The following is a 10747-nucleotide window of genomic DNA, read 5'->3' on the forward strand; positions in this document are numbered from 1 at the left end:
GGAGCCATCCATACTCTTTTCAGAATTCTGCTCCAAAGTGCGAACCGTTAATGTCAGCACGCCCGGAACATTCGGATGAACCAGATATCTGAGCGGCTTGCCGAATTGCAGGAAGACAGTGCCGTCCTGATTGCCCTTTACGATCAGGAAGACCGACTGCGCTATGCAAATCCGGCTTTTCGTTCGACCTACGCCATCGAACCCGATGAAACGCCTTTGTGGTCGGAACTGATGCGGCGCAATACGCGCGCCGGTAAGGGGACGATCATTCGCACTGCCGATTTCGAGGTGTGGCTCGTTTCCGCGCAGTCGCGCCGCGGCAAGCTGCCATTTCGCGCTTTCGAGACGGACGTCGTCGACGGGCGCTGGTTCTGGATGACCGAGACAGTGCAGAAAGACGGTTGGATGCTCTGCATTGCCAGCGACATCACGCATCTGAAGCAGAGCGAACGCGATGTCAGGCAGGATCGCGATTTTGCGCTGCGGGCCTCGCAGACGGATGAGTTGACGAGTATTTCCAACCGTCGTTTCATGATGGCGGCGCTGGAAAGCCTGATTGCACGTCAGGGGTCCGCCAATGCAGGCGTCGTCGGCTGCATCTGCATCATGGACCTCGACTTCTTCAAGCGCATCAATGACATTTATGGCCACCAGTTCGGCGACGACGTACTGATCGATTTCTCGCGCCGCGTGCAGCCGGTCATCCGGCGACGCGACAGCTTCGGGCGGATCGGCGGCGAGGAATTCATGCTGATCCTGCCGGATACGACGCTGGCGCAGGCGGAACTGATTGTCGACCGTATCATCAGAATGGTGCGCGGCGCCCGCCCCATACCCACGGTGCCTTCGTTCTCTTACACATGCTCGGCGGGACTGGCCGAGTTGCGGCCGGGCGAGACGGCGCGCGAGGTTTATGCCCGGGCCGACGAGGCGTTGTACCACGCCAAACAGAGCGGCCGCGACCGGCTAAAGATCGTCGCCTAGTCGACGAGGCGGGCGTGGATCAGCCCCCGCAACGAATTGCCGACATAGAGTTTGCCTGCTGTGAGATCCTGTCGGGTAATGCGTCCGACGCGTGCCCTGCGCTGGCAGATCAGTTCGGTGCGCAGCACTCCGGCCAGCAGGCCGCAGGAAATCGGCGGCGTTCGCAGCATTCCCGACCCGTCGTCGAGGAAAATGGAGGTGATCGTGCCTTCGCAGACGTCGTCTCGCTCGTTCAGGAGCAACACTTCGTCGGCTTCCGACGCGGGATATTCGGCACGAGCCGCCTCATAGACGCCACGGCGCGTCGTCTTCAGTCGCAGCAATTTGTCAGTGGAATCAAGGCGTGCCTTTGCGAGCCGGACCTTCCATTCGGTGCCGGTGGGCGTGGGGACAAACGGTGTCGACATCACTTCGATATGCCCGTGCCGATCGAGTGTCAGCCGTATGCGCAGGGGCATATCAGCGCTCGCAACGGCCGCCTCGAGTTTGGCGGTGGTAGCCGCGGGACTGGGAAAGCCGATACGGCGGGCGGAGCGGGAGAGGCGTGCCAGATGCAGGCGTAGTCGGACGAAGCCAGTGTCCGGTTCCCAGCGCAGGGTTTCGATCAGCGAGAAGTCGTTCATCGCGCGATCTCCTGATCGCCGATCGCAAACCGCGCCTTCAGGAGGCACTCTTCGTATTCGGCCTCGGCGGTGGAATCGAAGACGATGCCGCCGCCGACGTTGAAGACCGCCTTGCCACCGGCAAACAGGCTGATGGTGCGGATCGCCACCGAAAAGCGCATGGCGCCGCCGGGCGCAATCATGCCGATCGCGCCGCAATAGGCGTCGCGTGGCGCGTCCTCCAGCGTGTGCAGGATCTGCATGGCGCTAAGCTTTGGCGCGCCGGTGATCGATCCGCAGGGAAAAAGTGCGGCGAAGATATCGCGGATCGTCAGATCGGGGAGGAGTTTCGCCTGCACATGGCTGACCATCTGGTGCACGGTGGGATAGGTCTCGATGTCGAAGAGCTTGGGAACGTCGAGCGTTCCGACCTCCGTGATGCGCGAGATATCGTTGCGCAGCAGGTCGACGATCATGCGGTTTTCGGCCTGGGTTTTTATGTCCTCACGCATCGCGGCAATGATCGCTGCATCTTCGGCTTCGCTCGCCCCGCGTTTTGCCGTGCCCTTCATCGGATGCGTTTCGATCCAGCCTTCCTCGTCCGTGCGGAAGAAGAGTTCGGGAGAGCGGGAAAGGAGGATCGGGCCGCCAAGATCGACAAGCGCGCCGTATTTGACCGGCTGCCGTTCGATCAGCGACCAGAAGGCGGCGCGCGGATCGCCGCGGCAGAGGGCGGTGATCGGCATGGTGAGGTTCGCTTGGTAGCAATCTCCCTGGCGTAGATGCCAATGCAGGCGCTCGAAGCGCTCCTTATAGGTAGAAAAATCCCAGCCGGCTCTGGGTTCGCTCAGGAATTCGTCGTTCTCGCTGCGGTGCTTGGGCTGGGCGAGGGGATGGGTCTCAGGCAGCGGGCCATCGAAGACGCCAAAGGCGAGCAGCGGCGTTTCGCGACCTTCCTGCAGGAAGGTCGCCAGCTTTTTCTCGAAGAGGTAGCCGGCTTCATAGGCCATGTAGCCCGCCAGCCATTTGCCGGCAGCCTTTGCCTCTTCCATGCGGGCAAGTCCAGCAAAGAACTCACCACCCGTGCGGGCAACGATGATCTCCGACGGGTCGGAAAAGAGCATCACTTGCCCGGTCGTGTCATCCCGGAACAGAACGTGGCGTTCAGCGTTGGTCATGCCTGCCTTTGGATCGAGAGCCTATGCGCTCTTAATCAAGCGCTTCCAATTCGTCGATCAGCCCTTCGATCATCGACAGCCCCTTGCTCCAGAACGACGGATCGGTGGCATCCAGGCCGAACGGTTTCAGGAGCTCCGAATGATGCTTGGTCCCGCCGGCCTTCAGAAGCTCGAAATACTTCTCCTGGAAGCCCTTGTCGGCCTTCTGGTAGACGGCATAGAGCGAGTTCACCAGGCAGTCGCCGAATGCGTAGGCGTAGACATAGAAGGGCGAATGGATGAAGTGCGGGATGTAGGCCCAATAGGTCTCATAGCCCTCTGAAATCTTGATCGCCGGCCCGAGGCTCTCCGACTGCACGGAAAGCCAGAGTTCGCCGATGTCCTCCGACGTCAGTTCACCGGCCTTGCGGGCGGTGTGAATCTTGCGTTCGAATTCGTAGAAGGCGATCTGGCGCACGACTGTATTGATCATGTCCTCGACCTTCTGGGCGAGCATGGCCTTGCGCTCACGCTTGTCCTTCGTCGTGTCGAGGAGGGCGCGGAAAGTCAGCATTTCACCGAAGACGGAGGCGGTTTCCGCCAGAGTGAGGGGCGTCTGGCACATCAGGGCGCCCTGGGCACCAGCCAGAACCTGGTGGACGCCGTGACCGAGCTCATGAGCGAGTGTCATCACGTCGCGCGGCTTGCCGAGATAGTTGACGAGCACGTAGGGATGCGCCGACGGGACCGTCGGATGTGCAAAGGCGCCCGGCGCCTTGCCGGGGCGAACCGGCGCGTCGATCCACTGTTCGTCGAAGAAGCGCTTGGCGATCGCAGCCATCTCAGGCGCGAAGTTGCCGTAGGCGGAAAGGACGGTGTCCTTCGCCTCATTCCAGGAGATGATGGCGTTGGAGGTTTCCGGCAGTGGCGCGTTGCGGTCCCAGAAGTTCATCTGGTCCATGCCGAGCCACTTTGCCTTCATCTTGTAGTAGCGGTGCGAGAGGCGCGGATAGGCTTCCTTGACGGCGGCGGCCAACGCATCGACCACTTCGCGCTCGACGCGGTTCGCAAGATGCCTGCTATCGGCGATGTCATCGAAGCCGCGCCAGCGGTCGGAGATGTCCTTGTCCTTGGCGAGCGTGTTGGTGATGAGGGTAAAGGTACGCAGGTTCTCCTTGAACGTCTGCGCGAGCGCCATCGCGCCCTTGCGACGGACTTCGGGGTCCTTTTCCTGCAGCATGTTCAGGGTGACTTCCAGCGGCAGCTTTTCGCCATCGACGTCGAAGCGCAGTTCCGTCATCGTCTCGTCGAACAGGCGATTGAAGGCCGCGGCCGAGGTCATCGACTTTTCCAGGAAGAGCTGCTCCAGCTTGTCCTCGAGCTGATATGGCTTGTCCTTGCGCAGATCGACGAGCCACGGGCGATAGTGGCCGGCATCCGGGTCATCAACCATGCAGGCATCGATGACGGCGTCGTCGATGCGATTGAGTTCGAGCGAAAAAAACAAGAGATGGCTGGAGAATTCGGTGATCTTCGCCTGGGCGTCGCCATAGAGCTTGCCGTTTACCGGGTTTGATGTGTCGGAGAAATAGGTGAGGCCGGTAAAGGAGCCGAGGCGGCCGATGATGTCATCCAGCGCCTCGTACTCCTTCAGCGCCTGGCCGATGCCCTCGGTGCCCGTCTTGGTCGCGGCGTCGGCAAGCTTGCCCTTCCACTTCTCTTCGAAGGCGATCGCCTGCTTGCCGGCCTTCTCCATGTCGCCGGTGAAGGCCGTGGACGTCGCGGAAGGGTAGAGGTCCTGCAATTTCCAGGTCGGCAGGTCGCCGAGGGCGGCATCCGTCGCGGAGGCAGCAGAACTTGCCGAAAAATTAATGGCCGTGCCGGAGAGCGTGTTTTTCATCATCGGGGTCCTGTTCCTCTTTTGCGACAGGCTTGACTGTCTAGGCGCCTAAAGGCTTGGCATCAAGGGGCTTTCGGCTGCCCATAAGCTCCGTTTCGGGTCGGATTTGGCCCCACCGCAAACGTTAAAATGCAATTGTTTCTCAAAACTGGATGTTCAAGCCTTTCTGCCACAGTGCTTCTCAGGTTTCGCATGAAGTGAGGCAGCAATGACCGGTTACAATGAGCTCAAGGGTGCAGCGCAGATTCTTGTCGTCGAGGACGACCCGATCCAGCGTCGGCTGCTCAAGAACGCGATCGAGCGTCACGGCCACGTCGTCCATCAGGCGGAAAACGGCCGGATCGGACTAGAGATGGTCAAGCGAGGCAGTGGCCTCTTCAACATCATCGTTCTCGACCTGATGATGCCTGAGATGACGGGCCTCGAATTCCTCGAGGCACTGCACGAATTCGGCACTCATGTTCCGGTGATTGTCCAGACGGGGCAAGGCGGCATCGAGACTGTGGTGCAGGCGATGCGTGCCGGCGCTTTTGATTTCGTCGTCAAGCCGGTTTCTCCCGAGCGGATCGCCAACTCGATCTCGAATGCCCTGAAGCTCGACCAGCGCGAGGTCAAGGCGCGCGCCGGTCGCCGGTCGCGTTCCGGCTCTGTCGGCTTTGACGACATCGTCTCGGCAAGCCCGGCGATGATCCGCGTCATTGATCTGGCACAACGCGCCGCGCAGTCGAATATTCCCGTCGTGCTCGAAGGCGAGTCCGGCGTCGGCAAGGAATTGGTGGCCCGCGCCATCCAGTCCGGCAGCGACCGGTCCGGCAAGCCATTTGTCACGGTCAATTGCGGCGCCATTCCGCACAATCTGGTCGAAAGCATCCTCTTCGGTCACGAGAAGGGCGCGTTCACGGGGGCAACCGAGCGCCACATCGGCAAGTTCATGGAAGCCGATGGCGGTACCATCTTCCTCGACGAAATCGGCGATCTGCCACTCGAGGTCCAGGTCAAGCTGCTGCGCGCGGTGCAACAGGGTGAAATCGAAACCGTTGGCGCGCGCACGGCCCACAAGGTCAATGTCCGCCTGATTTCGGCGACCAACAAGGACCTGATCGAAGAGGTCAAGAACGGCCACTTCCGCGAGGACCTCTACTATCGCCTGAACGTCTTTCCGATCACCATCCCGGCGCTGCGCAAGCGCAAGGAGGATATTCCGCACCTGGTGCGGGTCTTCGCCGATCGCTTCTCCAGCGAGCAGAAGGGCGGCCAACGAATGTCGGTGAGCTCCGGCGCGCTGGCCCTGCTTACCGCCTACGACTGGCCGGGCAACATCCGCCAGCTCGAGAACGCGATCTTCCGCGCGGTAGTGCTGGCCGAGGGGGGCGAACTGACCGAAGCAGACTTCCCGCAGATCGCGGCGCAGCTGCCAGAATACGAGGTCGTCGATCACCTGGCGCTGGTCGCCGACAACACGCGTCTCGACCGACAAAACAACCTCTCAACCGCCGATTACCCGGCTCACCAGGCCAGCGTCGAAGAGGCGGTCGCACGAATCACGGAGGCGCCTGATAACGCGATTGCGAGCACAAACCCTGCCGGAGACGTACGAAAGCTTGCGGATGTGGAGGAGGAACTGATCCGATTCGCCCTTAAATTCTATCGGGGGCAGATGAGTCAAGTGGCCCGAAAACTGGGCATCGGACGATCCACATTGTACCGGAAACTCAAGGATTATGGCATAGATCCGGACAATCCGCAGAAAGACGCCGCATAAATCGCCTAAATTAACGCTCCGGCAATCATCTTTTGTTACCAATCATAAACCACTTGTTAGTGGCCTGTTCATTATGTAAGGAAAAGGTTGATCACGTGTGGCATTTTTGCCATCGTGTGACCGCATTTAACAGCCAACGGTGTCAAAGAGGGACCATCGGCTGTCTGACGGGGATTGAGTTTGCCGGATCTGAATGGGAATACGAGGCCTTCGCGCTTGAACGGGCGCACTAGGTACACGGACCTTTGCGGAAAGGTGTTTAGGACGGCTATGGCCGCCCTTCTCGCACTCGTTGTTTCCTCGCCGGTTCTGGTCAGCTCGCCTTCCGAGGCGGCCGGCGAAACACGCAGTCTCAAGCTCTATTTCATTCACACCGGCGAAAAGGCCGTTATCACCTACAAGCGCAACGGCCGGTACGATCCGAAGGGTCTCCAGCAGCTGAACCGATTCCTTCGCGACTGGCGCAAGAACCAGCCGACGAGAATGGACCCCCGCCTTTTCGACCTTATCTGGGAGGTCTACCGCCAGAGCGGCTCGCGCGACTACATCAACGTTGTCTGCGGCTTCCGTTCGCCGGCCACCAACGCCATGCTGAAGGGCCGCTCACGCAATTCCGGCGTTGCCGAAAAGAGCCAGCATATGCTCGGCAAGGCGATGGATTTCTTCATTCCTGACGTCAAACTCGCCACTTTGCGCGGCATTGGGATGAAAATGCAGGTCGGCGGCGTTGGATTCTATCCGAAATCCGGCTCTCCCTTCGTTCACATGGATGTCGGCGGTGTTCGCGCCTGGCCGCGCATGAGCCGCGAAGAACTGGTCCGGCTTTTCCCGAACGGCAACACGATGCACATCCCCTCGGATGGTCGTCCGCTGCCGGGTTACGAGCAGGCCGTGGCCGATTACAAGCGCCGCGTGAGCTCGTCGCAGGTACAGATGGCAAGCTCCGGCGCTTATACGGGCTCGTCATCGAGTGGCCAGCCCAAGCACAAGACGCTGTTTGCAGCCCTGTTTGGGGGCGGCGCCGACGAGGCCGAAGACAGCTCCGATGATGATAGCAGCGCAGCAGTGGCGGTCGCCAAGGCGTCGCCGCCGAAGGTTGACATGCCAAACGCCGCCGATCCCGGCGAGCAAGCGCCCGCGCAGGCTACTGAAGTCGCAAGTGTAAGCGCGCCGGTTCCGCAGGTGCGTCCGGCGTTCGCCAATCAGCCAGGCGGTAGCGAGATGGCCAGCGCCCTCGTCGCTCCGCAATCCGCAAACGCAGCGCAACAAGCCCTTTCTACAGTGACCGAGCAAGGTCAGCAGCAGTTTGCGGATCTCAGCGCCTACAGCGTACCGGTTCCTTCTCTGCTCGGACCGCGCCGCGCTCCGGGCGACGCGGAAGTCGCTTCGGCCGATCCGTCTGCGATGACGGGGAATCTCGCAGCGGTTCCGACGCCGGCTGAACGACCGGCGCTTGCCGAAAAGCTTCTGGCAGCGGCGAATGCCGATGCTGAAGCAGAGGACGACGTAGCAGACCAGGAGGATACGCTTTCTCCGGCCGTTGCCGATGCCCTTGACCAGCAGAATGGTGATGGCGACCGTCAGGTCGCGTCCAACCAGCCGCCGGTCACGAGCATCGAGCAGGCTATCAACGCGGCAACGCCGCAAAAGGTTCCAAGCGAGAAGCCGCCGTTGCAGCTTGCCGCTCTTGCTCCCACCACGAAGTCCGCAAGCTTCGGCGATGGCTTCGATGCACCGAATCCGACCGACGCGAATGGGCTGTCGCAGGGCCTGCCCACCAAGGGCGCACGCCCGACGAAGCATGAGGCCGCAGAAGCCGACGCCAGCCGCGCGACGATTCGCACCGAGCCGAAGCTGACGCAGAAGATCATCTCGCAGTGGGCGCTTACCAACTCCCGCATGGAAATGGTCACCAAGCCGGTCAAGGCGCCGCGCTTCGTCAGTCAGACGCTTCGTGCCCAGCCGACTTCGGTCTATGCCGAAGGCTTCACCAAAACGGCCTCCATCGATCCGGGCCGCTTCAGCGGCAGCGCAGTCAACTTCATGGAAGTGCGGAAGTTCGACTCGAACTGAGGCGGACAAGGAAGAGTTTGAAAGAGCCGCCGGAGCGATCCGGCGGCTCTTTTGCTTTGCGGACTGTGGCGGAAAGTCGCGCGGTGAGGTGCGGTTTCGGGACAGGCGTGGGGTTGATTTTCATTTCCATATCGAGAATATGGCGCCTCCTGTATTCTCTGTAAGTGAAGATATGGATCTGTCGTCAATCGAAATTTTTAAGGCAGTCGCATCGCATTGCAGCGTCACGAAGGCTGCGGCGGCGCTAGGCCGTGTGCCGTCGAATGTCACGACGCGCATCCAGCAGCTCGAAGAGGATCTCGGAGTGGCGCTGTTTTGTCGCGACGGCAAGAAGATGTCGCTGACGCGCGAAGGCTCGATCTTCCTGTCCTATGCAACGCGTCTTGCTGACCTGGCAGAGGAAGCAAAGCAGGCTGTGCGGCCGCTGGCGGCATCGGGAATGCTGCGTGTCGGAACGATGGAAAGCACCGCCGCAAGTCGGCTTCCTGACGTCATCAGGCGGTTCGGATCGCTGTGGCCTGACGTCTCCTTGCAATTGACGATGGGTGCGACACGGGAGCTCATGCTGGGCGTGCTGGCCGAAGAGCTGGACTGCGCATTGGTCGCCCGGCCGCCGCAGGCGTCGCTCGACGAGACGCGCTATGCCGATCTCGACCTCGGCAGCTTCGATGCACGGCGCATCTATGTCGAGGACCTCATTCTCGTCCTTCCTCCGAAACACCCCGACGTCAAAGCCGCGGCCGACCTGCGTGTTGGGACACTTGCCGTGATGGAGCCAGGGTGCACCTATCGCCGCATGGCCGAGGAGTGGGCACAGGACGCCGCCTCACTGCGCACGCTGGAGCTCGGTTCTTATCATGCGATCCTCGCGAGCATTGTCGCCGGCAATGCCTTTGGTGTCATGCCGCGCTCGGTGTTCGATCTGCTGCGCTGGCCCGTCGATATCGTCACCGGCGAGATCGGCGCGGTGGAAACATTTCTCGTGCGTCGAAAGGGCGACCGATCGGATTCGTTCGAGGCCTTTCACGATGTCCTTATTGCCTCGCGGGGCAGGGACGGCCTCTCACTTCCAAGCGGCTAACCTTGCATCCTCCTCTCAATCAAGACGCTTCGTTTCACAAACTGCCGGTTCGTCATGTCAAATTCCAGCAATCCCAACACCGATCCTGGAAGGCGGCTCCGTCTCCGCCTGTTTTCGCCGATCCTCGCCGGCGCCACGCTGCGCGAGCGCATGCTTGCGTGCCTTGGTGCGCTGATCGCGATCGCGCTGACTGGCATGGTCTGCGGTTACTTCGTCGGGCAGGGCTCGCACCTGCCGCTAATCGTTGCGCCGATGGGCGCTTCGGCCGTGCTGCTTTTCGCCGTGCCGGCTAGTCCGCTTGCGCAGCCGTGGTCGATCATTGGTGGCAACACGATCTCCGCCATGATGGGCATCAGCGCCGCACACTTCATCCATGAGCCGATCATCGCGATCGGCGTCGGCGTCTCGCTGGCGATCGGCGCTATGTCGTTCACCCGCTGCCTGCATCCGCCCGGCGGCGCTGCGGCGCTGACCGCTGTGCTGGGTGGTCCGGCTGTTGCAAGCTGGGGCCTGCTCTTCCCCTTCGTGCCGGTAGCCCTGAATTCCTGCATCCTGGTGGCGCTCGGCATTCTCTTTCACAAGCTCGGGCGGCGAAACTATCCGCATGTCGCCGCGCCGGCGCCGGTCAATACGCATCAGACGATCGATCCGCCGTCCGCTGTGCGGATTGGTTTGCGTGAAGAAGATGTCGATGCGGCGCTGGCGAAGTTCGAGGAAACCTTCGATATCGATCGCGGCGACCTGAGCCGCTTGCTGAGGCAGGTCGAGGTTGAGGCTGCCGTTCGTTCGCACGGCACCGTCAGGTGCGCCGACATCATGTCGCGCGACGTGATCGCGGTGGGCGAGAACGCCACGGCGGAAGAGGCGCGCGCGCTGCTGCTGAAACACAATGTCCGTACGTTGCCCGTAAAGGATAGCAGCGGGCGATTGGTCGGCACGGTGGGGCTGCGGGAATTGATGCAGGCCGAGCGGCTTGCCGATCACATTGCGACGGCCGCGACCACTTCCCCGGATGCGCCCGCCATTAGCCTGTTGCCTGACCTGACCGACGGGCGCACGCACGCAGTCGTCATTGTCGATGACGGCGACCACGTGCTCGGGCTCATCTCGCAGACGGATCTGCTGAACGCCATGGCTCACCTGCTGCCGGAACAGACGACGCGAAGCGCCGCGTGAAATGCCAGCTTA

At 61.3% G+C, this 10747-nt stretch carries 8 protein-coding genes; 5 read left to right on the plus strand and 3 right to left on the minus strand.

Features of this window, described 5'->3' with window-relative positions; translation table 11 throughout:
* Window positions 1-75 precede the first annotated feature (75 nt).
* Entirely contained in the window at window positions 76-984 is a 909-nt protein-coding gene (locus tag FHX09_RS04895; RefSeq protein ID WP_183719501.1) for a sensor domain-containing diguanylate cyclase, read from the plus strand.
* On the opposite strand, the gene FHX09_RS04900 is transcribed toward FHX09_RS04895, so the two are convergent.
* Genes FHX09_RS04900 through FHX09_RS04910 form a run of 3 tightly spaced genes read right to left on the minus strand, consistent with a single transcriptional unit; the run spans window position 981 to window position 4646 of the window.
* Window positions 981-1607, minus strand: a complete 627-nt coding sequence (locus FHX09_RS04900; protein WP_132589173.1) for an aminotransferase class IV family protein — start codon at window positions 1605-1607, stop codon at window positions 981-983. The genes FHX09_RS04895 and FHX09_RS04900 overlap by 4 nt on opposite strands.
* Window positions 1604-2764, minus strand: coding sequence for an aminodeoxychorismate synthase component I (locus tag FHX09_RS04905; protein ID WP_183719499.1), 1161 nt, complete (start codon window positions 2762-2764; stop codon window positions 1604-1606). Before FHX09_RS04905 ends, FHX09_RS04900 begins: the two co-directional genes overlap by 4 nt.
* A gap of 31 nt (window positions 2765-2795) precedes the next feature.
* Window positions 2796-4646 (minus strand): M3 family oligoendopeptidase, encoded by a 1851-nt coding sequence (locus FHX09_RS04910; protein WP_183719497.1) that lies wholly within the window; start codon window positions 4644-4646, stop codon window positions 2796-2798.
* 205 nt (window positions 4647-4851) lie between these two features.
* Between FHX09_RS04910 and FHX09_RS04915 the strand changes: the two genes are divergently transcribed.
* From FHX09_RS04915 to FHX09_RS04930, 4 genes are all read left to right on the plus strand, one after another.
* Window positions 4852-6405: a sigma-54 dependent transcriptional regulator gene (locus tag FHX09_RS04915; RefSeq protein WP_132589176.1), complete on the plus strand. Its 1554-nt coding sequence runs from the start codon at window positions 4852-4854 to the stop codon at window positions 6403-6405.
* A 180-nt stretch (window positions 6406-6585) separates the two neighbouring features.
* Window positions 6586-8478 carry a DUF882 domain-containing protein gene (locus FHX09_RS04920; RefSeq protein ID WP_184449355.1) on the plus strand — a complete coding sequence of 631 codons (1893 nt, stop codon included), beginning with the start codon at window positions 6586-6588 and terminating at the stop codon, window positions 8476-8478.
* Between the two features lie 172 nt (window positions 8479-8650).
* Window positions 8651-9559, plus strand: coding sequence for a LysR family transcriptional regulator (locus tag FHX09_RS04925; RefSeq protein WP_132589178.1), 909 nt, complete (start codon window positions 8651-8653; stop codon window positions 9557-9559).
* A 54-nt stretch (window positions 9560-9613) separates the two neighbouring features.
* Window positions 9614-10735: an HPP family protein gene (locus FHX09_RS04930; protein ID WP_183719492.1), complete on the plus strand. Its 1122-nt coding sequence runs from the start codon at window positions 9614-9616 to the stop codon at window positions 10733-10735.
* The last annotated feature ends 12 nt before the right edge of the window (window positions 10736-10747 follow it).

Source organism: Rhizobium sp. BK538 (genome assembly GCF_014197575.1).
Lineage (GTDB): Bacteria > Pseudomonadota > Alphaproteobacteria > Rhizobiales > Rhizobiaceae > Rhizobium.

What these genes read in the sequence shown, in the direction of transcription:
- FHX09_RS04915 (WP_132589176.1), top strand. Translation starts at nt 4,852, where the DNA reads ATGACCGGTTACAATGAGCTCAAGGGTGCAGCGCAGATTCTTGTCGTC.
- FHX09_RS04910 (WP_183719497.1), bottom strand. Translation starts at nt 4,646, where the DNA reads ATGATGAAAAACACGCTCTCCGGCACGGCCATTAATTTTTCGGCAAGT.
- FHX09_RS04925 (WP_132589178.1), top strand. Translation starts at nt 8,651, where the DNA reads ATGGATCTGTCGTCAATCGAAATTTTTAAGGCAGTCGCATCGCATTGC.
- FHX09_RS04895 (WP_183719501.1), top strand. Translation starts at nt 76, where the DNA reads ATGAACCAGATATCTGAGCGGCTTGCCGAATTGCAGGAAGACAGTGCC.
- FHX09_RS04930 (WP_183719492.1), top strand. Translation starts at nt 9,614, where the DNA reads ATGTCAAATTCCAGCAATCCCAACACCGATCCTGGAAGGCGGCTCCGT.
- FHX09_RS04900 (WP_132589173.1), bottom strand. Translation starts at nt 1,607, where the DNA reads ATGAACGACTTCTCGCTGATCGAAACCCTGCGCTGGGAACCGGACACT.
- FHX09_RS04905 (WP_183719499.1), bottom strand. Translation starts at nt 2,764, where the DNA reads ATGACCAACGCTGAACGCCACGTTCTGTTCCGGGATGACACGACCGGG.